The organism is Vibrio gazogenes (assembly GCF_023920225.1).
GTDB classification, from domain to species: Bacteria; Pseudomonadota; Gammaproteobacteria; order Enterobacterales; family Vibrionaceae; genus Vibrio; species Vibrio gazogenes.
The window spans coordinates 351,904-376,191 of sequence record NZ_CP092588.1; the positions used below are offsets into that span (position 1 = coordinate 351,904).

General features: G+C 46.3%; 19 protein-coding genes. 8 read left to right on the forward strand and 11 right to left on the reverse strand.

The window, feature by feature from the left end:
• Positions 1-850: 850 nt before the first annotated feature.
• Together MKS89_RS17190 and MKS89_RS17195 are read right to left on the reverse strand one after the other, a co-directional pair.
• Positions 851-3,442, reverse strand: coding sequence for an ExeM/NucH family extracellular endonuclease (locus tag MKS89_RS17190; RefSeq protein WP_072954774.1), 2,592 nt, complete (start codon positions 3,440-3,442; stop codon positions 851-853).
• Positions 3,443-3,759: 317 nt separating this feature from the next.
• Positions 3,760-5,211 carry a RimK family ATP-grasp domain-containing protein gene (locus MKS89_RS17195; protein WP_072954775.1) on the reverse strand — a complete coding sequence of 484 codons (1,452 nt, stop codon included), beginning with the start codon at positions 5,209-5,211 and terminating at the stop codon, positions 3,760-3,762.
• A 114-nt stretch (positions 5,212-5,325) separates the two neighbouring features.
• Between MKS89_RS17195 and MKS89_RS17200 the strand changes: the two genes are divergently transcribed.
• Complete coding sequence (locus MKS89_RS17200; protein ID WP_072954778.1) at positions 5,326-6,453, forward strand: GNAT family N-acetyltransferase/peptidase C39 family protein; 1,128 nt, start codon at positions 5,326-5,328, stop codon at positions 6,451-6,453.
• 83 nt (positions 6,454-6,536) lie between these two features.
• On the opposite strand, the gene MKS89_RS17205 is transcribed toward MKS89_RS17200, so the two are convergent.
• The 5 genes from MKS89_RS17205 to MKS89_RS17225 form a co-directional block, all read right to left on the reverse strand.
• Complete coding sequence (locus tag MKS89_RS17205; RefSeq protein ID WP_072954781.1) at positions 6,537-6,725, reverse strand: hypothetical protein; 189 nt, start codon at positions 6,723-6,725, stop codon at positions 6,537-6,539.
• A 143-nt stretch (positions 6,726-6,868) separates the two neighbouring features.
• On the reverse strand, positions 6,869-8,317 hold the full coding sequence (gene gnd, locus MKS89_RS17210; RefSeq protein ID WP_072954783.1) for a decarboxylating NADP(+)-dependent phosphogluconate dehydrogenase: 1,449 nt from the start codon (positions 8,315-8,317) through the stop codon (positions 6,869-6,871).
• 13 nt (positions 8,318-8,330) lie between these two features.
• Positions 8,331-9,047, reverse strand: coding sequence for a 6-phosphogluconolactonase (gene pgl, locus MKS89_RS17215; RefSeq protein ID WP_072954785.1), 717 nt, complete (start codon positions 9,045-9,047; stop codon positions 8,331-8,333).
• Complete coding sequence (zwf, locus tag MKS89_RS17220) at positions 9,044-10,546, reverse strand: glucose-6-phosphate dehydrogenase (RefSeq protein WP_072954788.1); 1,503 nt, start codon at positions 10,544-10,546, stop codon at positions 9,044-9,046. Before zwf ends, pgl begins: the two co-directional genes overlap by 4 nt.
• A 245-nt stretch (positions 10,547-10,791) precedes the next feature.
• Entirely contained in the window at positions 10,792-13,677 is a 2,886-nt protein-coding gene (locus MKS89_RS17225; protein WP_072954790.1) for an HD domain-containing phosphohydrolase, read from the reverse strand.
• A 208-nt stretch (positions 13,678-13,885) separates the two neighbouring features.
• Between MKS89_RS17225 and MKS89_RS17230 the strand changes: the two genes are divergently transcribed.
• Both MKS89_RS17230 and MKS89_RS17235 read left to right on the forward strand, forming a co-directional pair.
• Positions 13,886-14,632, forward strand: a complete 747-nt coding sequence (locus MKS89_RS17230) for a phosphatase (protein WP_072954793.1) — start codon at positions 13,886-13,888, stop codon at positions 14,630-14,632.
• A 131-nt stretch (positions 14,633-14,763) separates the two neighbouring features.
• Entirely contained in the window at positions 14,764-15,123 is a 360-nt protein-coding gene (locus MKS89_RS17235) for a cytochrome b562 (protein ID WP_072954796.1), read from the forward strand.
• A gap of 322 nt (positions 15,124-15,445) precedes the next feature.
• Here MKS89_RS17235 and nqrM read toward each other — a convergent pair whose 3' ends face one another.
• The 3 genes from nqrM to MKS89_RS17250 all read right to left on the reverse strand — a co-directional run bounded on the left by nqrM (position 15,446) and on the right by MKS89_RS17250 (position 17,707).
• Positions 15,446-15,649 carry a (Na+)-NQR maturation NqrM gene (nqrM, locus tag MKS89_RS17240; protein ID WP_072954800.1) on the reverse strand — a complete coding sequence of 68 codons (204 nt, stop codon included), beginning with the start codon at positions 15,647-15,649 and terminating at the stop codon, positions 15,446-15,448.
• Positions 15,650-15,874: 225 nt separating this feature from the next.
• On the reverse strand, positions 15,875-16,918 hold the full coding sequence (locus tag MKS89_RS17245) for an oxidoreductase (protein WP_072954802.1): 1,044 nt from the start codon (positions 16,916-16,918) through the stop codon (positions 15,875-15,877).
• Positions 16,919-17,020: 102 nt separating this feature from the next.
• Entirely contained in the window at positions 17,021-17,707 is a 687-nt protein-coding gene (locus tag MKS89_RS17250) for a helix-turn-helix domain-containing protein (RefSeq protein ID WP_072954805.1), read from the reverse strand.
• 284 nt (positions 17,708-17,991) lie between these two features.
• Here MKS89_RS17250 and MKS89_RS17255 point away from each other — a divergent pair, with 284 nt between their 5' ends.
• Entirely contained in the window at positions 17,992-18,165 is a 174-nt protein-coding gene (locus tag MKS89_RS17255; RefSeq protein ID WP_159439553.1) for a hypothetical protein, read from the forward strand.
• Between the two features lie 312 nt (positions 18,166-18,477).
• Complete coding sequence (locus MKS89_RS17260; protein ID WP_072954807.1) at positions 18,478-19,530, forward strand: NAD(P)-dependent alcohol dehydrogenase; 1,053 nt, start codon at positions 18,478-18,480, stop codon at positions 19,528-19,530.
• A 119-nt stretch (positions 19,531-19,649) separates the two neighbouring features.
• Here MKS89_RS17260 and MKS89_RS17265 read toward each other — a convergent pair whose 3' ends face one another.
• On the reverse strand, positions 19,650-20,348 hold the full coding sequence (locus MKS89_RS17265) for an expansin EXLX1 family cellulose-binding protein (protein WP_072954810.1): 699 nt from the start codon (positions 20,346-20,348) through the stop codon (positions 19,650-19,652).
• Between the two features lie 322 nt (positions 20,349-20,670).
• Between MKS89_RS17265 and MKS89_RS17270 the strand changes: the two genes are divergently transcribed.
• From MKS89_RS17270 to astD, 3 genes are read left to right on the forward strand one after another with little or no spacing between them, the layout of a single operon-like run.
• Complete coding sequence (locus MKS89_RS17270) at positions 20,671-21,726, forward strand: arginine N-succinyltransferase (RefSeq protein ID WP_072954812.1); 1,056 nt, start codon at positions 20,671-20,673, stop codon at positions 21,724-21,726.
• Positions 21,727-21,756: 30 nt separating this feature from the next.
• Positions 21,757-22,791, forward strand: coding sequence for an arginine N-succinyltransferase (astA, locus tag MKS89_RS17275; protein ID WP_072954814.1), 1,035 nt, complete (start codon positions 21,757-21,759; stop codon positions 22,789-22,791).
• On the forward strand, positions 22,788-24,281 hold the full coding sequence (gene astD, locus MKS89_RS17280) for a succinylglutamate-semialdehyde dehydrogenase (protein ID WP_072954816.1): 1,494 nt from the start codon (positions 22,788-22,790) through the stop codon (positions 24,279-24,281). Before astA ends, astD begins: the two co-directional genes overlap by 4 nt.
• Positions 24,282-24,288: the final 7 nt, after the last annotated feature.

Genomic DNA, 24,288 nt, shown 5'->3' on the forward strand with positions numbered 1-24,288 from the left:
GTTCAGAGACTCATTGGCTTTCAAAAGGGTTTCTCCCCATTCAAATTAGCCACCAAACAAAGAAAATCATTCACGGAAGAATGATTAGGCTTTTCCGGGCAGGACGCCCGTAAAAGCCGGTTCTGGAAAGCGCACACCCAAGCCCAACAAAAAAAGATTTTCTGGTTCGTCTTTCATCTTTGAAAGATGAATTGGCGCACTGAGTAACGATGTCTCTGAAATTGAGAAACGCAATTGTGCGTCAAAATTCGGTGCCAAAGGCTAGACTAATAAGACTTGTGATATAGATGTTTGGGACGCAATCATATTCATTGATTTCATTAGCATTTTCGAAAGCGCCCCAGATACTTTTTCAAGGCCGAAAAGTACCCCAAAAGGTCTAGGGTTGAGTTCAGTACCTGTTATCAGGGACGCTTTTATTCGCTCCTGCTCACGAAAAGCTTAAAATTCATCCGTGAATTTTACCCTGAGATCATCGATCAAGCTGGCTTTTTAAAAAGATTTCACCCAACTTAAATTATCCACCCAACAAAGAAAATCATTCACGGATGAATGGTTAGGCTTTTCCGGGCAGGACGCCTGTAAAAGCCGATTCTGGAAAGCGCACACCCAAGCCCAACAAAAAAAAGATTTTCTGGTTCGTCTTTCATCTTTGAAAGATGAACTGGCGCACTGAGTAACGATGTCTCTGAAATTGAGGAACGCAATTGTGCGTCAAATCTGGGAGCCGGAGGCGGGGAGAAATAGCAAAAGTGCTTATGCAGCGGTGACGCGTTCAGGATCAGGCAAATGCCAGTCTCAAAACAATGACAGGGGACGACAAGCGTCCCCTGATTGAAGAAAGGTATTATTAGGCGTGACGTCGAATCGCCAATAACCCAAACAGAGAAACCAATAGCACGCCACTGACCGAGCCGCCCATTTTTAGTTCCAGTACCGCAGGATCATGATCTGATGCCCGGTATTGGTCACGATATTTAGGGAGGTCGCCTTTATGTTTGTTATTGTAATCAAACAGAGAAGACTCAGCCGCATTGATATGCCAATCGGTGGCATCAATCACGTGCATTTTTAGACTTGGGCTAATCAAAATATGGTCTAAAGAGCCCACTTCGTCATTGTACGAATAACTCCAGTTGTCAGGATGGATCATACTCACTGCACTGATATAACCGTAGCCATGTGTGATGTCAGCCCCTTGATCGCCAAACTGCGGTTTGCCATTGATGAAGGTATCTCTGGCGGCATGGATGGTTTTGCCATATTTCTCAGGGGTGTAATCGGTCAGCACCAGCAATGGATCTTCTTTGCCGTAGGCATTGAGGTCTCCGAGAATGACCTGATGACCCTCGATGGTTTTCAACGCTTCTCCCAGTGCAACGGCAGCGGCAACGCGGAAGTTCTCACATGAGCCTTGGAAATCCGGGTCTTGCTGACCTTGTCCGCCATTTTCAACTGCAGCCGCATCTTCCCAACAGGCTGAGCCTTTGGATTTAAAGTGGTTCACTGCAACGGTGAGTGTTTGCTCGGTGCCGTTGCTGCTACTGACTTTAAATGTCGGGGCGAGGGTATCACGCTGATAGTTTTTACCGTCTTCAATCATATTGCCGTCTTTGTCATACACAGCAGGTGCTTGTTGCGATGGCATATGAATGATGCGTGGCGTGGTTAAAGAGACATGTTGATTGCGGTAGATAAGGCCAGTGGTAATCGCATCGGTGCCGACAGTATCCCGTGAATCGATGGTGCCGTCCTGATTGCTGTCTATCGCCACATAGTGGTAGCGGTTTTCCGGTTTGTCTATCTGTTGATTGAGTTGTTCAACCAACTGATGAATGGCACCGCCATCGCCGAAACCGTTATTTTCAATTTCCATCAGACCGATAATATCGGCATCGAGTTGCAAAATTGCCCGCACGATTTTCTCTTGCTGGATTTCAAATTCACCGGCACTTTTCGCGCCACGGTTACTGCCATAAGGATTCGCATCACCGCCAAATGGAGAATTGAAATAGTTCAGCACGTTGAATGTGGCAATGCGCAGGTCACCACCATTCTTCAACTGTGGTGAAGCGCGGCGTGGCGAGTTGTGAACGAAGTTATCCTGAGTCAGCGTATTGGTCATGATCAGGCGATATTCACCATAACTGTAAGTGAGTACACCTTGGGCACCGCTGAGGGTATCATTGACGCGAATATAATCTTCGGTAGAACCGTCTTGATCTGCGTCGCTCCGGCCAAACTGCGGGTAGTAAGGGATTTTGCCATCATCAGCAATCTGATCCGATTCAATAAACAGACGATGCTGTGCATTGTCCAGACTTTGTTGTTTGGCTTGCTCCGAGCCTGCCACAAAGTTTTGGTTCGGCTGGGCATTCAAACGCCCCTGAGCGAGCACCATATTGTTGCGTCTGGCATCATAGTCGTAACTGAAGGTACGAGTCACACGCATGTCCAGACTGGATGGCAGGTTAACCAGCATCCCTTCATAGCGCTCTAGCGTTTGGGCAAAGTTATCATCCCCTTCGGCTAAGGCAACATCGGTTGCTTGTGGCGGTTGCTGCTCTCCCTGTTTGACCCATTGATGGTTATCAGCCGAGAGTTCGGTCAAATCATAATACTCTTTGACTTTCCCTTTCGCGCAGACCACATCACCGGGTTTGAGATCAGCGGCTGACTGACCGGTGTAGATGAAAAGACCTTCCGAAGTATTGCTATTGTAGTCATTCTCCAGCGCTTGCAGATAGAAGCCTTTAGTGAGCCCTGTCGTGACGGCGCTGACGACACCCTGAACGGTATATTGTTGATCGGTGGTGTTACTTGAGCCACTGAGCAGTGGCGAGCGGTTGCCTTCTCCTTGAATTTCTTGAATGGAGATAAAGGATTCGCCCTCACAGGTAAAGCTCGATACCGGGCTGTCGACGGCACCGAGTCCGTCGATATTGTCTTTTCCGGCAGTGAGCCATTGTGATTCGACATAGGTCGGTGAAGGAGTTAATTGATTGGATTGACGCACTAAAGTGACGTCTTTGGCAAAATCGTTGCCGCCCATCGTGCCGATCACATCGTGTACCGCACCGTTGCGGAGTAAGGCGATCGGGTCATTACCGTTAAAGTTCAGGACAGTGGTATTGGTTTCCTGACTGACTGCCAGAATGTCACCGCCGGCCTGACTATTGGCTATGACGAGCACCCCGTGAGCCGGAATGCTTCGCCCGTCGAGGGAGAGTTTATTGCCCCACTCGCCGTTCCCATTGGTTGATTTCGCCAGGGTATAGCCGTCCAGAGCGCGTGCTTCATCTCCGGTATTGGCTATTTCGATGGCTTTATTGTATCCGGAACCTTCCACATATTGTGAAAGGAGAATATCGGCATGTGCCGAGAGCGAAAGAATGCCTCCGATGGCAATCGAGAGACATGATAATGAGGTTTTGACTTTCATTTCTGATCCACTTGACGTTGTTTTCCATGATTATGTGAGATTTCGTTCGTGAATAATCAATACATCAAAATTGATAACTCACTACTAAAATGATCAACTATTTCACGGTTTAGTTTTACTTTTTAATATGAAACTAAAAATACATTTCAATTAACCTGAGAAGCGCATCACATAAATAGCATCAATAAATTGAGGTGAGTCACACTTATATATGTAACAAAGTCTGTGTTGAGGAAGGGGAGAACAGCCACCGCGGTACGAGGTGGCTGGTGGTGATGTCAGATGCGATCAAAACAGCAGCATGAAACGATTGGAATTCAGAATCCTCGCATCTGAATACGGCGCAGAAATTCGGTCATAATTCGGTCGTAGAGTAGGTCCCCTAAGAAGGCATCTTCTACATGATGATCGATACTTGGATTATCATTGACTTCAATCACATACACCTGACCATTGATCTCTTTTAAATCAACGCCATATAAACCATTACCAATTAAATTAGCAGCTTTCAGTGCCGTGTCGATGACATGTTTGGGCACTTGTTTGAGATCCAGAGTTTCAAAACTGCCGGACGTTGTTCTGCCATTATTATGGTGGTGATATATCTGCCAGTGGCCGCGGCTCATCATGTATTTACATGAGAAAATTGCTTGTCGATTGAGAATACCGATACGCCAGTCAAAGTCGGTCGGCATGAATGCTTGAGCCAGAATCAACGCACTTTTTTCAAACAACAACGCTGCTTCTTGATTGAGCGAGTCAACGTCCGTCACTTTGATGACACCCCGGGAGAAAGCACCATCAGGAATTTTTAACACCATCGGGAACGACAGCTCAGAGAGCAGCTTTTCCTGCCAGTCCGGATCGAAGCTCTGCACAATCACACTTTTCGGGGTAGGTATATGATTGCGTTGCAGTAATTCGGTTAGAAAAACTTTATTGGTGCATTTCATAATGGATTCGGAATCATCCATCACCACTAATCCCATTTTCTCGGCCGTCTTTGCAAAACGATAGGTCTCGTTGCTGATGTTGGTGGTTGCGCGGATAAATACCCCGTCAAACTCGCCCAAACGGGAGAAGTGCTCCGCTGTAATCGTTTCCAGATTCATGCCTAATCGTTGGGCTGCTTTCTGGAAGCGCTTGAGTGCGGCTTTATCCGACGGGGGCATTTTTTCCTCCGGATCGGTCAGCATCGCCAGATCATAGCGAGAGGCTTTGTTTTGTTTGGGAGTCTTCCACACTTTGCGGGAAAATTTTTCCAGCGATTCAATGAAGAAGTCCTGTTCCGGGTCGGTTAGATCCTGAAACGGGAATGGCTGAATTGATTTGATATGCCACTGCTGATTATGTCTTGATAGCTCTAGATGAATCACCGGAATCATGAATTGTTCAAACAAATGACGTGCCAGCTTCTCTAACCCGTTTTGTGGTGTGCGGCCAAAATAAATTTTGCACTGCAACGCATGTTCGGACGGATAGAGTTTATTCAGCTTGAGTAGATTCGAAGAGTGCAGAAACGGCTGATGGATATCATTGATCGCCATGACCCGGGGGATCACGCGGTGTCCTCTCGCTTCTGCCATCAGTGAGCAATAGTACCCACTGCTCATATAGTCGTAACTGCGGCATAAGTTGACGATCTGAATCGATTTATGCGTCGGTTTCCAGTTGGTGTTCAGGTAGCTTTGAACGTTGATAACCTGATCGGAAGGGAAATATTGGTGCCAGTCATTGGTATGATCGGTCACAATAAAAAGATTTGCCATGGCCTATAATTCCGGTTGCATGATACTTCGTCTCTTATGAAGATAAGTCTCTTGTGGAGATGAAAGTATCGACATAGTATTGCATCGCAATCTTCTAACCTTTTGAGGCATCGTATGGACATTCGTCATGCGAACCACACTGATCTTTCTGCGCTGAATGCACTAGAGCAACAGCTTTTCACCGGAGACAAAATCTCACCACGTCAAATGCGGCGGTTTCTGAAATCGACACATGCTGCCATTTTTGTTGCCGAATCGGGCACTCAATTGGCTGGCTATGCTTTACTTCTGTTTCACCAAGGTACACAGCTATCAAGGTTGTATTCGATTGCCGTAAACCCTGACTTCAGAGGCCGAGGTATTGCCCAGCAACTGATGGGGCAATGTGAGCGTGCAGCTCTTGATCAAGGTGCTTGTACATTACGACTAGAAGTTCGGGATGACAATAGGGCCGCGTTAAAATTATATGAAAAAATGGGCTATAAACGGCTCAGAATACTGATGCATTATTACGATGACCAATGTGACGGGATTCGGATGCAAAAACGGCTCGATCCGCATGAGCCTCGTTTGGAAGTACCCGTGCCCCTTTACGTCCAAACAACGCCGTTTACATGTGGTGCGGCTTGCCTGTTGATGAGCTTTGCGCGCTTTGAGTCTGCAACCGAATTGACTCGGATTCATGAGCTACAGTTATGGCGAGAAGCAACCACGATCTACATGACCTCCGGACATGGCGGATGTAGCGGACATGGTCTGGCGTTGGCTGCGGCACGGCGAGGATTTGAAGTCGAGCTGTGGAGTCGCTCTTCAACGGTGCCATTCATTGATGGTGTGCGGGATCTGAATAAAAAGTCGGTGATTGAATTAGTCCATCAGGATTTTTGTCAGCAGTTGGCAGGGTATTCGAATGTCACGGTGACGGATATGCCACCCACACAGGCTCAGTTTGAGGGTTGGTTGGAAGAGGGGGCGAGTGTTTTATTGCTGATCAGCACTTATCGGTTTACGGGAAACAAAGAACCGCACTGGATTTTACTCAGTGGCATGAGCGAACACTTTTTCTTTATTCATGATCCACATGTTGATGATCAGTCTGAGGTCGTTGCAGCCGCTTATATTCCGGTCGGCAAAGCGGTTCTCACTCAAATTATTGGCTATGGCAAACAGAAGCAGACATCTTGTGTGGTGATCCGCAAGGGGAAAGCACCTGAACTATCGAACGAAGCGATTAAAGATTAAATTGACTAATGCCTAACACGAGCATCCGTAACGTGTTAGGTCAGTGATGATGTGTATTTGCAGTATGCTTGATGCGCATCTGCTCAGGCACATTTTCTATAGTCAGAACTTTTTTTATGCTCAGGCATAGTCGCGCATTGTTGCATGCCGAGTTCCTGAGCTTGACGCACCAGTTCCTCTCTTTCTGTGGTGGTCATTTCGCTTGTTTCTGGTGAGCGAAACGTTTCGATATCAAGTTCTGCAGGGATAAGGACATAATGTTTGTTAAACATTTTTCAATCTCTCTATTTGTTACGATGGATATGTGATGGTTGAAAAAAGATGCTGCTTGATTCTAAGCAGCATCGATAGAAAGGTCAAATAATAATCACAAATCTATTAATAAGCGAACGATTTGTTTTCTAATTTGTGAGCTTCAGACATCATAAGTTGTTGAAGCGGTATCACCGCCTGTACCTGTCCAGTTGGTGTGGAAGAACTCGCCACGCGGACGGTCAACACGCTCATAGGTATGCGCCCCAAAGTAATCACGTTGCGCCTGAAGCAGGTTTGCTGGCAGACGTGCTGTTGTATAACCGTCTAAGAATGTCAGCGCTGATGTGGTACAAGGCATTGGAATGCCGGCTTCCAGAGATTTGGCAGCCACTTTACGCCAAGCAGCAAGACACTGATCCAGAATACCTTTAAAGTAAGGATCTGACCCTAGGAAAGCGAGTTCAGGGTTGGCATCATACGCATCGCGGATATTACCGAGGAATGCTGAACGGATAATACAGCCACCTCGCCACATGAGTGCAACGTTACCGTAGTTCAGTTCCCAGCCGTTCTCATTAGATGCTTCACGCATCAGCATAAAGCCTTGTGCGTAAGAGATGATTTTTGAAGCCAACAGTGCCTGACGTAATGCATCAAGCCATTCTTGCTTATCACCAGCCACTTTCGCGATAGATTTACCAAATTGTGCTTCAGCATCAACGCGCTGTTCTTTGAGTGCCGACAGGCAACGTGCAAATACGGATTCGCTGATCAACGTCAGTGGAATACCGAGATCCAGTGCATTGATGCCAGTCCATTTACCGGTGCCTTTCTGACCAGCCGTATCCAGAATTTTTTCAACCAGCGGGCTACCGTCTTCATCTTTATAGCCAAGAATATCCGCGGTGATCTCGATTAAGTAACTGTTCAGTTCGGTTTTATTCCAATCGCTGAAGGTTTGTTGCATCTCTTCATGGCTCAGACCAAGACCGTCTTTCATGAATTGATAAGCTTCAGTAATCAGCTGCATGTCACCATATTCGATGCCGTTGTGCACCATCTTAACGAAGTGACCGGCACCATCGTTACCAACCCAGTCACAGCAAGGCTCGCCTGTATCGGTTTTGGCTGAAATAGCTTGAAAGATAGGTTTGACTGCTGGCCATGCTTGTGGTGAACCACCCGGCATAATCGATGGTCCAAAGCGCGCACCTTCTTCACCACCGGATACACCGGTACCGATGAAGTGAATGCCTTTCTCTTTCAACGCAGCAACACGACGGTTGGTATCCGGATAGTTGGTATTCCCACCATCGATGATAATATCACCTTCGTCGAGGAGCGGTGCTAACTGATCGATAAATGCATCAACGACTGAACCGGCACGAACCATCAGCATGACTTTGCGTGGCTTCTCTAGCTTTTCAACCAAATCTTCCAAAGAATAAGCACCAATAATATTGGTGTCTTTGGCAGGGCCTGCTAAGAATTCATCGACTTTGGATGTGGTCCGGTTGTGTGCAACGACTGTGAAACCATGGTCGTTCATATTAAGAATTAGGTTTTGTCCCATCACCGCAAGACCAATAACACCTATATCGCCTTTCATTAAATTTATCTCCTCACGCAATCTTTGCTGCTGCGTCTTTATCTAAATACCACTCAGTCTCACCTTGAGAGGACTGAACTTTAGCCGCTGGATAAGGTAATGCTTCTGCAGCGGTGGTGTGAATTTCATGGACAATGTCTGCCTTCCCGGCACCGAGAACCAAGTAGCTGATTCGTTTAGCAGCTTGAAGGACTTTGGCACTTTTAGAAACACGCAATTGGCCTGATTCAGGGTGAGAAGCCACAAGTGCCAGCGCAGGATCTTGATAATTGGTTGCTCCGGGGAAGAGTGAAGCAGTATGTCCATCGGCACCGACGCCTAACAGAATCCAATCGAATACTGGGGTTCCGTCTTGAGTCGGGACTTGCGCCAGCATTTCTTGGGCGAAGCGCTCGACTTCAGATGCCGGATCATCTTCCCCTAAAATCCGGTGGATATTCTCTGCCGGAATTTGAATCTGACTAAACAGGAGTGCGTTTGCTTCACCGTAGTTGCTTTCCGCATCGTCAGGGGCGACACAGCGTTCATCACCCCACCAAAAATGGAGATTGTGCCACTGAATTGATGTCGCATAGGGGGCAGACGCCAGCAGTTTGAACAACATTTTGGGCGTGCTACCACCGGACAGAGAGATATGAACAGGGCGTCCCTGTTCACTATAGGTTTTTAAGTCGTCAGCAAGCGAATGCACGACTTCATCGGCAGTTTGAAAAATTTTGTGGTTGATCATAATTCACAATAATCCGTATTGGTTAAGTTTTTACAGGGGAATCGCCATTCTCTGCCATCTCTTTGCAGCAGCTCATCCGATTCTTTAGGGCCCCATGTCCCACAGGCATATCCATATAAAGAGGTCGGGTCTTGTTTGTAGTCCAGAATCGGCTGAACGAATTTCCAACAAGCCTCAACCGCATCTGTGCGGGCAAATAATGTTGCATCGCCGTTTAGGGCGTCGAGCAATAAACGCTCATAAGCCGTGAGCATGTTGGTTTCTTCCAAAGAGGTGTAATGGAAGTCCATTGATGCTTCTTTTGCTCGGAAACCGGCACCCGGCTCTTTCAGACCAAAGCTCATTAAAATGCCTTCGTCGGGCTGGATTCGAATCACGAGTTTATTTTCCGGTGCGTTCTGAGCAAATACCGGGTGTGGCGTGCGTTTGAAGTGAATCACGACTTCGGTCACGCGGGTCGGCAGTCTTTTACCGCTACGGACATAGAAGGGCACCCCATTCCAACGCCAGTTGTTGATAAACATTTTTAGCGCGACATAGGTTTCGGTGCGTGAATCTTCGGCAACCCCATGCTCATTCCGATAGCCCGGCAGGAATTTTCCCCGGACTTCAGACTCGGTGTATTGTCCGAGGACCAAGTTGTGCCGGAGATCTTCATCACTGAGTGGCTGAAGACTTTGCAGCGCTTTGTTGACTTCATTCCGGATAGAATTCGCATTAATCGCGGCCGGTGGCTCCATCGTGACCATTGCTAGTACTTGCAGCAAATGGTTCTGGAACATGTCTCGCACTGCACCTGAGTTGTCGTAGTATCCACCACGCTCTTCTACACCAAGGAACTCAGCACCGGTGATTTCGACATAATCGATGAAGTTGCGGTTCCAGAGTGGTTCAAACATACCATTGGCAAAGCGGAAAACCAGAAGGTTTTGCACGGTTTCTTTACCCAAATAATGGTCAATACGGTAGATTTGATGCTCTTTGAAGTGACGGTGGATTTCGATATCCAGTTCTTGCGCTGACTCGAGGTCATAGCCAAATGGTTTTTCGATAATCAGACGCTTCCAGCCTTGGCCTTCATCGTTTAATCCATGCGCGGCCAGACAGCTGGGGATCACGCCATACAGACTTGGCGGTGTTGCCAGATAGAATAAGGTGTTGCGTTGCTCAAAGTGATATTGCTCGGCCAGTGTTTCCAGCCGTTCAGACAATTTTTGATAGTCATCGACATTGGCAGTATCAATCGCTTGATAATGAAGGTGCTGGCAAAATAATTCCAGCGTTTCAGGAACTGTTTTCTCCAGTTCTTGAAGGGTTTTTTTCAATCTTTCCCGGTAGGAGTCATCACTATATTCCGTTCGACTTACACCTAAAATTGCAAATGATTTTGGTAGTTGATTGTTTGCATATAGATGATATAAGGCAGGAATAAGTTTGCGGTAAGTGAGATCGCCGGAAGCACCAAATATTACGATGCTGCTGTTTTCAGGTATTACCATCATCTTTCCCTTAAAAACGAGGTATTTAGCGTGTGCCAACGGTAACAGCACAATACCAAAATAGAAAATCGGCTCTTTCTATGGCAATAATAGGTACTATCAATATCCATGATGCTTATCATAAAAGAGCAAAAAACTGATCTCTATTCTCTCTGACAATTTGATTTACATCAACCAAAAGTGTCGCTTCGATCAACTTATTTTGTATATGAGTGTCCGTCTGGCCGGGCTTATTGTTTTCACGATCATATCTGATGCGTCATTGTTTTCAGATATTGTTTGACGCGCTTGATGTGGATGTTCGGGTCAATCTGCGTGATCTGGTTTTTTCCCATGAATGTTTCGGCATAACGCTGATACAGTTTGTTTTCCAGAAAGAGTAAATAGAGACGCGGATCCAAGTGGCCGTTGACGGCCATTTCCGTCATCCGTTCAATGACTTCTGACAGCATATTGACTTGTTGATCCGGTCGATCACGGAAGGTGAGCGATTCAAAGACGTTAGCCACCGCGATAATTCTGGCTTGAACCGAGAGTTCTTCACCTTTTAACCCTCTGGGGAATCCTCGGCCGTCCATGCGTTCATGATGACACGCTGCAATTTTCGGAATATTTTTCAGATGTTCCGGATAGGGCAGTCTTTCCAATAACATCAGGGTCTGTACGGTATGTGAATTGAGGATAAATTGTTCTTCTTCCGTTAACATGCCATGACGAACGGATAAATTATGCAGCTCTCCCCGATTGTATAGCAGCTCACCCGGTTTGAGTGAAAAACGATCCTGCCATGTCTCTTTCGAGTAGTTACCGGATTCCCAAGTCACACAGTGGCTTGGCTTATCGTCGAGTAGTTTTTCCATGACGGGTAGCGCTCTCGATTTGCCCGCGTGTTGTTGCTCAATCGAGGAGACGCCTAACTGATCATCCAATGTGCGCTTCCAACTGCGTTGTGCAATATGATGTAACTTCTCGATTTTTTCATTGTTCATCGGTTCATCGTTTACATTACATTGGGCAACGAAGACAAACTCTTCATCCAAGGTTTGGTGGATCGCTTCAAGCTCGGCCAGTAAGGTTGTTTGGTCTTTCCCTTCCGCCAGTCCCTTCCAGTAATCCGTTTCAGCCTGAAGTTTGAGTAGTTCAAAACGCATTCGGACTTCATGAATCCGGTTATAAATGGTTTCAAGCTTGGTCGCCTTATTGAAGATATATTCAGGCGTGGTGATTTTTCCGCAGTCATGCAGCCAAGAGGCAACATTTAACTCTTCCCACTGTGCAGCATCCATTTTGAAATAAGGGTAATAATGCGTGTCGGTGACGGTTGCTTCTGCCAACCACTGCACCAAAGCCGGAACGCGTTGGGAATGGCCGCGTGTCTGAGGAGACTTGGTATCAACTGCGGAAGTAATGAGCTCGATGAATGCGTAGAACACTTCTTTCTGTTGTTGCAGGGTGTCAATATTGTCTTTGGCGATTTGTGCAAAGCTCATCAATTCACGCAGGAAGGCGTGTTTGTCTGATTGCTCCTGAGTAATCGGGCGTTCATAGCCGAGATTGAGAATACCGATCAGTTGCTGACGCCGATTCAAAAGCGGGAACAGGTAAATATCCGTATTAAATAGCTGGTCGCGGTACTTTTTAATGATGTTATCTTGCTTATTGAGGTGAACCACCTCTCCTTTTTGTAATTGTGACTTGAGCCAAGGTGTCTCATTCAGTAAATCATTGATATCTATTTTGAACGGGATGATTGCATGATTCGTCAGTATCGTGAATGACGCTGTTTCATTAGAGAAGATGTACAGAATGATCGTTTCTGCTCGGGTGATCTGATAGCTTTGCTGGGTGAGTGTTTTTGCCAGTGTATTGAAATCATAATTACTGGCTGTCTTGCGGAGTAACTTCAGTAAATCGTACAGCGTGTGTTCCATTAACTGCAATGACTGAGATAGGTTCGCGACTTCTTTAATCATCGACTTAGGGTAACGTGTTTTCTTAAATTCAAATCGTGTAATGCTGTCGGAAAGCTGGACCAAATTTTTTAAAGGTTTTGCTAGCCTTGATGCAATCATCGCAGCGATCAGAAAGCAGAATATGAGTAGAATGACGACCACTTTCAGCTGTTGGTCCCGCATCGATAATAAATTGGCTAATAGGGCATTATGTGGGGTTGCTTCTGCTAACATTAAAGTGACGTAAGGATTCAGTGTCACGGGGGTCAACGTGATAGACCAATCCTTGCCTCCATGATTGACGGTTTCATAAAGAACCTGACTACTGATCCGATGGAGAATCGGTGTAAATAATGAGTTCTCCAGCTTGCGGTGATTCTCTGCCGGGGTATTGCTCACCGATACACCGGCATCATGTTGAGCTAAGACATTATATTTTTGATCAAACAAGATGAGCTTTGTATCTTCAGAAAAGCCAATGGCATCGATTTGCTTCGACAAAGAATCCAGTGTGAAATCAGCGCCAACAACTTTGTGACCATCTGGTGAGCGCCGTGATAGGGTTACGCCGTGAGTTTTCAAAAAATAGAAGAAGTAGGGTTCTGTCAGCCGAATTTTCCCGTCAGTCTGAGCAGACAGAAACCAAGGGCGTTCGCGCGGATCAAACTGGTTATCAAAAGTCTGACGATGGCTAATTTGCTGGAATTGTTCATCAAGAAAAAAGATATCACTCTGCCCATTGATTTGGGTTTGCTGTGCATACAATGCAGCGTTTTTCGGGGCATTGAAGCGCCTGATATTTTGTTCATTCAACAGTGGGCGTAAGATGGTGAAATCGCCATTGTCATCGGCAAAGTAGATGGCAACCAAATTGGGATTTTTTTGAAACACCAGCGCCATTGATGCCAACCAGCGTTTATCGTCAATCGGGGAGTGCTCCTTTTCGACAAACGTGCTGAATGCAAGGAAATCCAGTGTGGTCAGGATTGGGCCAATACTTTGTTTATATTCGGTTTCGATTTTACGGCTGTTTTCATAACTGAGCTGCTTTGCGGTTTCGGTGAGTAATGCTTGGGCATGGTTATAACTGATTAGGATTAAAACGCCACCAACGATTGAAGTTAAAATCAGGAATAAACTACCAATATGAAGACTAAGGGAATAGCGACGTAATTTCATAAGTTTGTCCGTAGATCGAGCCTTTATAGAAAATAAGTATCCGTTAATAGGGGTTTATCTGAACAAAATTTAACCACGAAAGGTCAGCAGTCCCTAGGATATAAGTATTGTCGAATGTGGTCAGGTTGCAAAAAAACCGTTGAAATTGGTGATAGCCAGTCACAATGTGCATTGATATAGTTTTGTATGGGAGAGAAAGGGAGGCTTTATGGATATTGTTGTTGATACACATACGCATACTTATGCAAGTGGTCATGCTTATAGTACGTTGCTTGAAAATGTCAGTGTTGCGAAAGCAAATGGGCTAAAAATTTTATGTACGACCGATCATGCCGAGCGGATGCCGGGCGCCCCTCATCCTTGGTTTTTTGCCAATCAGAGAGTGATTCCACGCTTTTTAAATGAGATTGCAATTATGCGTGGTGTGGAAGCTAATATTTTAAATACCCAAGGCGAAATTGACTTACAACCGCATGTACTGGCACAACTTGACTGGGTGATCGGCAGTTTTCATGAGCCGGTGTTTGCACCAACTGATAAAAAGACGCATACCCAGGCATTGCTGAGTGTGATTGAACGTGGCGAAGTGGACGCTTTGGGACATTTGGGCAACCCCAGATATGATTTTGACTTTGATGCGGTGATTCAGTGTGCAGCCGAGCACCATGTTGCGATTGAGATTAACAATAGTACCTTGCTGGGGCATAGCCGCATCGGCAGCATTGAACGATGTTATGAGATAGGGCGTCTTGCCAAGTTGTATGGCGCACCGATTACTACGGGCAGTGATGCTCACTTTTGTCACGCTGTCGGCGAGTTGAGTCTCGCTCGGGAACTGATCGGAAAGGTTGAGATTCCCGCAGAGCAGGTCATTACACACAGTGCCCGCCAGTTTTTGCAGTTTCTGGCATTGCGCGGGCGTGAGGCGATTCCTGATTTTGATGCAATACAGTAAAAAAGTGTGCCATAAAAGTTGTCATGAAGATGCATAAATCGCCATTAGATATACTTTGTCAAAAAGTGAATTTATCTTAAGATGGCAAAGAAATGTCAATAAGTCAGAAACATACGTAAGGAAGCAATGCAATGTTAAAAAAAATAACAGTATTATTATTGGTGATGTGTTTTTCTCCGGTCTGGGCGCATAGTGGTGATATGCATTCATCCATGAGACAGATGAAAAAAGCCTTCGGTGATGCAGCTCAGTCTTCGAGTGTTGAAGAGATGAAAGGTGCAATGGGGCGACTTGATGAAATCGTGAGTCATCTCAAACAGGAGAATTATTCGGGTGACAGAGGGAAGACAATGCAGGAAGGTTTTCAAAAGCTTTCTGTTGCCATTGATCAGGTTGAATCTGAACTCAATCAGGGCAACTTACAAAGTGCCAAAGATAAGCTCAGAACGATTGATGAATTGAGATCAGAATATCATCGCAAGGTGAGATGATCTTTTAAGAGATAACCGTAAGGTTTCGTTGCTTGGCAGGTTCGGTCGTGGTTCTAAAAAGCATATTCTGCAAAAACATGCTCTGTAAAAAGATGTTGTGCTGAAAACGCTGTGCTTCCCTGCAACGAGACTTTTGCCTCACACCAAGCCCTTGATGCTTTCAAACCGCTTATTTTCAAACCGACAGTTTTTAAACCAAAAGCTTTAAACCAAGGCGTTCAAATCCAATGTTTTCAAGCAGAGTTAGAGCGCAACGCTCTTAAACTCAAAAAGACATGCGCTGACGACACGTGAAAACGTAAAATATGAATAACCTAAACGATTAACGCTCTTCATCGGGTTCTTGGATTTGATAGAGTGTTTTTTCCTGATTTTCACAGACATCTTTGCAGTTACAGGCACGCTCCACGCCGATAGAAGACAAACCACCACAGCTCCCCTGAATGGATCGACGATGAAATAGTACTCCGATCGCCATACCGATGATTAAGATGATAAATACAACAAATGTCAGTAGGTAAGTCACGGATATCTCCTTTAGCGTCTGTTCTGAAATGAATTTGGGACGAACAACGCTTCTTGATAAAAGTGTAGTTGATAAAACGGTGTCAAAGCAACCACCGACCGATGAGGGACGAATACCTGCATGATCGGGGGATTGCTGCTCTTGTTTATCGTGCGAAAAGGATAAACAAGCGCACAGCATAACTCTTATTTTTAGCATATGCTACATATAAATACGTTGTAGCACCTATAAATCGACCTTGAGGGTCTGCCCGCTGTCGTTGCTCTTGAGTGCAAGCTCTATCAGACGAATCGCATTCAAGGCTTCATGCGCTGTGACTGGGGGCGGTGTTCCCTGACGAATTGAGTCGGCTAACTGAATAAAGTAGTGTTCATAGCCACCTTGTTCATTCTGAATCAATTCAACATGCGCTTCAGTCGAAAGCTGTCCTCGGTTTTCCTCAAATTCTCGGCGCTGCTGCCGCTTCTCAATACAACCGCTTGTTTTGAGCCATGACTCTTGCGGATCAAGACCCATTTTGATGTATTTTGCTTTGGTTCCCAGAATCTTATAGCGCAGATTATCACCTGGACTATATGGGTTGGCATGGAGTTGAACCAGAAAAGTCGGGTAGTGCAGTAGCAGGTTGAAGAAGTCCGTTGCACCATCGGCTTGACGCATTGAGCGGCACTGCGCGGTGAGTGCATCCGGAGAACCGAACAGTTCGAGGACCTGATCGATGAGATGAGGCGCAAGATCATAGAGTATACCGGCACCTTCAACGTCCGCCGATTCACGCCAGCGATCTCTGACCTCAGGGCGATAGCGATCAAAATGGGATTCGAACCATTTGACATCGCCCAGTTTGCCTTCCGCGAGCAACTTTTTCACAGTGAGGAAATCGTTATCCCAGCGGCGGTTGTGGTAAACACTGAGCGTGAGTTGCTTTTCTTGAGCGATACGGATCAAGGTTTCTCCGTCAGAAACCCGAGTGACGAATGGCTTTTCGACAACCACATGTTTACCGTGTTCCAGCGCCATTTTTGCCAACGAGAAGTGCACATCATTGGGGGCTGTAATGATCACCAGTTCTGCATCTGACTGTGCAAGCAAACGGTCGGCACTTTCATAGCAGGTGACGGCCGGATATTGTGCCGCAATCACATCTTGCTGACGACTGCTAATGGCGCAAAACTGAAACTGGGGTAAAGACCCAAGGAACGGAATATGAAATGTTTTGGCTGAGTAGCCGTAGCCAATCACGGCCGTCTTAATGGGTTGGGACATCATCTTCACCTATTCGTTATCGTTAATTCGTTATCGTTAGAGTTTAATACCTGTGACTGTTCAACATCATGACGGAGTCAGTCATCTTGATCAATCAATGTCTGCTCAAGACCGCTGTATCGTAAGAACGACCCGTCCGAGAATGCGGACTTTATTCGTATCGATACTCACCGCCTCCTCGGGAAACATGATGCGTATTTGCTGTTCCGGCAACCGTTGTGCGGTGTGAAGCACAATTCTACCGTCGATATCCATTAGATAACGACCGGCAACAATCTCCTGAATATGTTGATCAATCAGATAGATTGCATCTGTCGTTTCGACTTCGATCGTCGAGGCTGCTTTCAATTGAAGTTCATGCATTCTTTGTGCGGCATAGGGGGATTCTCCGGTACTGATTAATGCTCCGTGTTTGAGACTGAATCGCTGAAGAATCACGGTGGCGTGCTGATAAATCTGGCGTGTTTCTGACGGAGATTGGTAAAAGTTCACCTGATCCTGTATTTGAGGCATGAATTCATGACTTTCCCACAGCGAAGGATGGATATCTTTGCATGGATAGTCCCTCGGTAAAGCGAGTTGTTTGACGGGAATCCCCAATGAGAGGTGCAGCCGGACAATCAGTTCATGAGAGGTCCGATTATGTGCATTCCAAGTGCTAAAAGTCGATTTTGGAATATTCAGAAAATTGGACAATGCGATATAATCTTTGCACTGAGTTTGGAGTTTTAAATTGTTAGTAAATGCCGTTCCTTTTAGGTAAGAAAACGTCTTTATATTGTCATTTGACATCCTGAAGCCCTATTTTAGTATGGTTTTAGTATGAGATTGCCCGTGTAAGCTTTATCTGTTTTAAGGAGAGAATTAAGATTCTGACATCAGATTCAAACCGGTTATATCTCCCCACCGGACAAGTGAAAAAATAATATCACTGCCTGTCCGGGAGAACAGCCAAATGGTCGTGTACTCCGTCGCAAAAGATATGATTGATTGGATGTTTGTGACCCGTTTGCTTCTGTCGTGCTTATTTTTTGTCAGAACCGTTTGCCAAGAAAACGGTATAACTTATGGAGTAGATGAAGCATATGCTATTAGAAGATCAGGATTTTTTTGTTGAATCTGTGGAATTTGTCCTTGATGCCGTCGCACAAGATCAAATCGGAAATAGTCGGGCTGATATTGGTATTTATTTGATTAGCTTATTAATCGCTGATCAGAAACTCAGGTCGGAAATCAGCGTAGAGTCATGACTGGGTGATATATTTGTCAATATAAGATGTAAAAAAAGGGAGGGAAATATAATATATTCAAGATAATAATATATCTTGTTTACAGATGAATATATTCTATTGCATACGTTATGTTAATGAATATATAGGATGGCATGAGGTGATTCATATTTATCAATTGCCTCATTTTAATTGGGTATATATTTTATGATTGAAATTCAATGATAATGTATTATGCTTTGACGTCTTTATGAATGATATCGTTATTAACGCTGATTGACCTTTATCATTATGTGTCATTAGCAAGAATTCATCACGAAACAGGAGATGATCATGAAAACAGTTGGCTACGCAGCATACAATCAAGGTGCAGCTTTGGAACCGTATGCATTTGAACGCCGGGAGCTGAGAGAGAATGATGTTGCAATCGAAATTCTCTACTGCGGTGTTTGCCATTCGGATCTGCATTCGGTTCGTAATGATTGGGGTGGCTCAACTTACCCACTTGTGCCGGGACACGAAATTATCGGACGGGTGACTGCTGTCGGGTCAGATGTATCCCGTTATAAAATGGGTGACACTGTCGGAGTTGGCTGCATGGTTGATTCATGCCAGCACTGTGATCAGTGTGAAGCAGGGGAAGAACAGTTTTGTCGTGAAGGAATGACCGCCACTTATTGTGGTCAGGATCGCCATACGCATGAACCGACACAGGGTGGCTATTCACGCCATGTTGTCGTTCGTGAAGAATTTGTGCTGTCAATTCCGCAATCGTTGGAGCTTTCTCGTGTTGCACCGCTGTTGTGTGCCGGTATCACCACTTACTCACCACTCAAAGCTTGGGATGTAAAAGCCGGGACAAGAGTTGCAGTGCTGGGACTGGGGGGGCTTGGTCATATGGCGGTGAAACTTGCAGTGGCAATGGGCGCAATCGTGACGGTTATCGGTCGGACTGATTCAAAGATTGAAGATGCAAAAGCATTAGGTGCGCAGCATTATTTGATCTCTTCAGATGAAGCGGCGATGGCGCAAGCACAGTCTAGCTTTGATTTGATCATTGATACCATTCCGGTCAAGCATGATGTCACCGGTTATATCCCGTTAATGGATGTCAATGGCACACTGGTTATCGTTGGTCAGGTGGGGCTACTGGATGAACCATCAACATTACCGATGATTTTCGGTCGTCGTCGAATTGCAGGCTCTCTGATCGGGGGAATTCAGGAAACGCAAGAAATGCTTGATTTCTGTGGTGAACATAATGTGTTGCCTGAGTGTGAAATGATTCGGATGGATGAAATCAATGAAGCCTATGAGCGAATGGAACGTTCTGACGTTCGCTATCGTTTCGTGATTGATATGGCAACGATGCCTGAGAGCGCATAATCCACATACGATATGCTGTCTGTGTGAGTTACAACTGATGCAGATATGATGTAAGAAAATGCACCCGAAGGTGCATTTTTTGTGCGCGGATTATATCCGCTCGTTTTTGTTCGTCATTATTAATGCGATAAATTGTTGCTACCTGTATGTGTAGGTAATTGCATCGCCGTATCGATTTCACTGTTCAGTATCAATGAAACCGATTTGACTTCAACGGTTTGTCCCCAAAAGTCAGTGATCAGGAAGTCATAAGGGCCGATACCAAATCCATCATTTTTGACAAAGTAGTTGTAGGGTTTACGTTCTAGCTGGGTGTAGTCATTGCCTGAACCGGAAACTCGGTATGACATCGCTGCAATCGGATATTTATGATCACGGACCTGAATCGCTGTCCACCACTGGCTGGATCCTTCTTTAAAATATAACTTCATATTTCCGGCTTGTTCGTTCGCAACATACTTCCAGGAAATTGGAATGCGGCCGGCTACAAGCGGTGAAATTTCAGCAAAAGCATCTTGATCCAGATCGACATCCCCTTTGGCACATTCCGGACATTGGTCGTCAATACGCACGGTGACGGTCTGGTTGGTATTCATATTGGTCACTTCAATTACGGCACCGCAAGCCGCTGAACCATCATAGTCCGTAGCGTTCATTGCTGCGGTGTAGATGGTGTCGTCCGGCATTGGAAAACTACAGTTACCGCCACCGCCATAGCCATAAAATGTCCCTTCACCAGTATGCACTGAACTATCTGCAAAAACTGATCCGCAGAATGAAACACTAATGATAAACAATAGATTAGATATTTTTTTCATAAAAGCCTCTCTGTACGTTGAAAATAGATACTTAAATTTCTGTTACTGAAACTCAAGTAAGCATTTTAATGCATATTTGGCTAATAAATGTGTCGTGGCGGTCAACTATCGTGCAAAAGGATGGTTGCCATCAACAGATTGCGATGCTGCACATGTCGGGTTGTACGTGGTAACCATGTCATGACAACTTGTAACATGCGGTGGTGGTGTAAAATTGTAAAATCAGGTCAGATTTCCATAATCTTTTTCCTGTCATGTCTCGTAATCTAAGAGGCTCAGACAAATTTGTCCTGAAATAATGTTGCACAAGGATTCCGTGTTGATGATTATTTTCCGTCCCGCTCAATTGAGTGATATCCAACAAATCGAACGTTTGGCCCATGAAAGTGGTCCGATGGTGTATACCTTACCTGCACAGCGTTCTCATCTGATTAAGAAAGTCGAACGTTCAATCGATTCGTTTCGGCAAGCGGTTTTTTTTCCGGGTGAGGAGAGTTATTTCTTCGTGCTGGAAGAAACGCTGACCGGACAAATTCTCGGAACGGGTGCAATCAACGCACTGGCCGGATATCAAGAACCCTTTTACGCGCTGCGTAACGATGTCTTGATCCATTCCTCCCGGGAGTTGAAAGTTCATAGCCGTATTCATGCACTGACCATGACCCATGATCTGAGTGATCACTCTCAGCTTTGTTCTTTTTATGTGATTCCGTCACTGAAGAATAGCCTCTATCCGGCGTTGATTACCTTAGGTCGATTACTGTTTATGTCGATCCATCCGGAGCGCTTTACGACCGACTGGCTGGCCGTGATTCCGGGGGTGGCGGATGAAGATGGCCGCGCTCCGTTTTGGGAACATGTGGGGCGAAAGTTTTTCCGGATCGATTACAACCAAGTGGAATACTACAACGGTACCCGGGATAAAACTTTTATTGCCGAACTGATGCCGCATCATCCGCTGTATGTACCTCTGATTCATGAAGAGGCCCAAGCGGTGATGGGGCAGGTCCATCCCGATGCGCTACTACAATGTGGATTATTAAGTGATCAGGGCTTTGAACCGGATAAATACGTTGAGATTTTTGATGCCGGTCCGATTCTGACCGCGAACCGAAATACGCTCGATATCTGGCAGCATCATAAATTGTGCCGCGTGAAAGTTGTCGAGAGCCTTCCCCAGCGCCGAAAATATCTGATTGGCGTCAGTCATGAGACAGACTTCCGTGCGGTGATGGGAGAGGGATGGTTGGAAGGTTCGACGTTGCTGCTTGAGCCGCAAACATCGCAGACGTTGGCAATTAGTCATTCAGACGGCATTGATATGGAAAACCAGATCTGGTGTTTTCCTGTCAGTGACAAGGCTGAAACTCGTCTATAGTGAACATAAACCATTCAGGGATAATGAAAAATGATGGTGATCCGTCCGGTTGCAAGGAGCGACCGCAATGCAATAACAGCGCTGGCGGCCAAAACAGGCGTCGGTTTTACTTCGTTGCAAAATGACGAAAGTCAGTTAAATGATCGGATTGAACGGATGCGACGGACTTGGGAGCAACGAGCCCCACGCGAGGAGCAGGGATATCTGTTTGTACTGGAAGACAGCGATACCGGTAAAGTCGTGGGCATCAGTGGGATTGAAGCGGCCATCGGGTTAAATGAACCTTGGTATAACTATCGCGTCGGGACGCTGGTTCATGCCTCCAAAGCTTTGGATGTTTATACGCAAATGCCGACGCTGTTTCTCAGTAATGACCATACCGGTTATAGCGAATTATGTACTTTATTTCTCGACCCGGAATATCGCCACGGTAAAAACGGCCATCTGTTGTCGAAAAGCCGGTTGTTGTTTATTGCGACATTTCAGGACCGTTTTGCCGCTAAATTAATTGCTGAAATGCGAGGGGTTTCCGATCAACAAGGACATTCACCGTTTTGGGAAAGTCTCGGGCGTCATTTCTTTGCCATTGATTTTGCACATGCGGATTATCTCACGGGGGTCGGGCAGAAATCGTTTATTGCTGAACTGATGCCCAAACATCCGTTGTATGTTGATTTCCTCAGCGATGAAGCCAGAGCCGTGATTGCTCAGGTTCATCCCAGTACGATTCCGGCGCGGAAAATCCTTGAAAGTGAAGGGATGCGCTACGAAGGGTATGTCGATATTTTCGATGCCGGTCCGACACTTGAGGCCTACATTGATGATTTACGCGTGGTGCGTAAATCTCAGGCTCGAATTGTGAAAGTCACGCAGATAGAAGAATCCGGTCCGATTCACTGTTTGATCGGTAATGAAAGCTTTAGCGACTATCGGGTCATCATCGGCACGCCGCAAGTCACCGAATCTCACGTCCTATTGACCAGTATGCAGGCACAAGCGCTGCACGTAACCGATGGTGACTCGGTACGTCTGGCCCCACTTTTTGCACAGGAGAATTTCTCATGAGTCAGCCAAGCCTATATCTCAATGGTGTCTGGAGCGACGGACATGGTGATGTGTTTGACAAGCGTAATCCGGCGACGAATGCGGTGATCTGGTCAGCGAATGCTGCGGCACCGGACGATGTAGAACAGGCCGTCGCGGCTGCTCGTCAGGCATTTCCGGTCTGGTCTCAGACGCCCATGGCAGAACGTCTCGCATTACTGGAACAGTTCGTCCAGCGTTTGAGTGAGCGCAAAGCGGAACTGGCTGAAGTGATCGCCCAAGAAACGGGGAAAGTGCGTTGGGAAGCATTGACCGAAGTGCAAGGGATGATGAATAAAATTCAGGTGTCGATCCAGGCCTACCAAGAACGGACCGGGGAGAAAGTGGCCGAAATTGCGGGCGGTAAAGCGGTGCTTCGCCATCGGCCGCATGGCGTATTAGCTGTTTTCGGGCCGTATAATTTCCCCGGTCATCTACCGAACGGACATATCGTGCCAGCGTTGATTGCCGGGAACTGTGTGGTATTTAAACCGAGTGAACTGACGCCGTGGACGGCGCAAATGACATTGGAGATATGGCATAGTGCCGGTTTGCCTGCCGGAGTGATTAATCTTGTTCAGGGAGGCAAAGACATCGGGATCGCGTTGTCTTCTCATCCGCAAATCGATGGGTTGCTGTTCACCGGGAGTGCGAATACCGGTTATCACCTACATCGCCAAATGGGCGGACAGCCGGAAAAAATTCTGGCGCTCGAAATGGGGGGCAACAATCCGATGGTGATCGAGTCTTACGATCATTTGGATGCTGCGATCAACTTGGTGATTCAGTCTGCTTTTATCTCGTCCGGGCAGCGCTGTACTTGTGCCCGACGGCTATTAGTCAAACAAGGAACCGATGGCGATCGCCTGATCGAACGGCTGGTGGCGGTTACTCGCCAGATTCGTGTGGATCGCTGGGATGCTCAGCCAGAGCCATTTATGGGGGCGGTGGTGTCGAATCAAGCTGCGGATGCCTTGCTTGAAACGCAGCAGTATTTGTGTGATTTAGGCGCGAAACCATTACTTGCCATGACTCGCCCTGACCCGAATTCCGCACTGGTCACGCCCGGTATACTGGATGTGTCTGATGTTCGTGAACTGCCGGATGAAGAATATTTTGGGCCATTGCTCAGTGTGATGCGTTATCAGACTCTGGCGGAGGCCATCGACATTGCGAATCAGACTCGCTTTGGATTGTCCGCCGGGATTATTTCGACCCAGCGCGATGATTATGAGCAGTTTGCTGCAACCATACGAGCCGGGATTGTTAACTGGAATCGTCCACTGACAGGGGCTGCGCCAACCGCACCGTTCGGGGGGATCGGTGCCTCGGGTAACCATCGTCCGAGTGCATTCTACAGTGCAGATTTTTGTGCATGGCCAATGGCCTCAGTAGAAGCTGAACAGCTCACCATGCCGGCATCCGTATCTCCGGGGCTGGATTTTTCTGCCACAGCAGATGATGCAGAGTAAACCGTGA

Coding starts and splice junctions, on each gene's coding strand:
- pgl (WP_072954785.1), bottom strand. CDS start 9,047: ATGATCAACCACAAAATTTTTCAAACTGCCGATGAAGTCGTGCATTCG.
- MKS89_RS17260 (WP_072954807.1), top strand. CDS start 18,478: ATGAAAACAGTTGGCTACGCAGCATACAATCAAGGTGCAGCTTTGGAA.
- MKS89_RS17225 (WP_072954790.1), bottom strand. CDS start 13,677: ATGAAATTACGTCGCTATTCCCTTAGTCTTCATATTGGTAGTTTATTC.
- MKS89_RS17270 (WP_072954812.1), top strand. CDS start 20,671: ATGATTATTTTCCGTCCCGCTCAATTGAGTGATATCCAACAAATCGAA.
- MKS89_RS17200 (WP_072954778.1), top strand. CDS start 5,326: ATGGACATTCGTCATGCGAACCACACTGATCTTTCTGCGCTGAATGCA.
- zwf (WP_072954788.1), bottom strand. CDS start 10,546: ATGGTAATACCTGAAAACAGCAGCATCGTAATATTTGGTGCTTCCGGC.
- MKS89_RS17250 (WP_072954805.1), bottom strand. CDS start 17,707: ATGTCAAATGACAATATAAAGACGTTTTCTTACCTAAAAGGAACGGCA.
- MKS89_RS17265 (WP_072954810.1), bottom strand. CDS start 20,348: ATGAAAAAAATATCTAATCTATTGTTTATCATTAGTGTTTCATTCTGC.
- astA (WP_072954814.1), top strand. CDS start 21,757: ATGATGGTGATCCGTCCGGTTGCAAGGAGCGACCGCAATGCAATAACA.
- MKS89_RS17205 (WP_072954781.1), bottom strand. CDS start 6,725: ATGTTTAACAAACATTATGTCCTTATCCCTGCAGAACTTGATATCGAA.
- gnd (WP_072954783.1), bottom strand. CDS start 8,317: ATGAAAGGCGATATAGGTGTTATTGGTCTTGCGGTGATGGGACAAAAC.
- MKS89_RS17190 (WP_072954774.1), bottom strand. CDS start 3,442: ATGAAAGTCAAAACCTCATTATCATGTCTCTCGATTGCCATCGGAGGC.
- MKS89_RS17195 (WP_072954775.1), bottom strand. CDS start 5,211: ATGGCAAATCTTTTTATTGTGACCGATCATACCAATGACTGGCACCAA.
- MKS89_RS17245 (WP_072954802.1), bottom strand. CDS start 16,918: ATGATGTCCCAACCCATTAAGACGGCCGTGATTGGCTACGGCTACTCA.
- astD (WP_072954816.1), top strand. CDS start 22,788: ATGAGTCAGCCAAGCCTATATCTCAATGGTGTCTGGAGCGACGGACAT.
- MKS89_RS17235 (WP_072954796.1), top strand. CDS start 14,764: ATGTTAAAAAAAATAACAGTATTATTATTGGTGATGTGTTTTTCTCCG.
- MKS89_RS17255 (WP_159439553.1), top strand. CDS start 17,992: ATGAAGCATATGCTATTAGAAGATCAGGATTTTTTTGTTGAATCTGTG.
- MKS89_RS17230 (WP_072954793.1), top strand. CDS start 13,886: ATGGATATTGTTGTTGATACACATACGCATACTTATGCAAGTGGTCAT.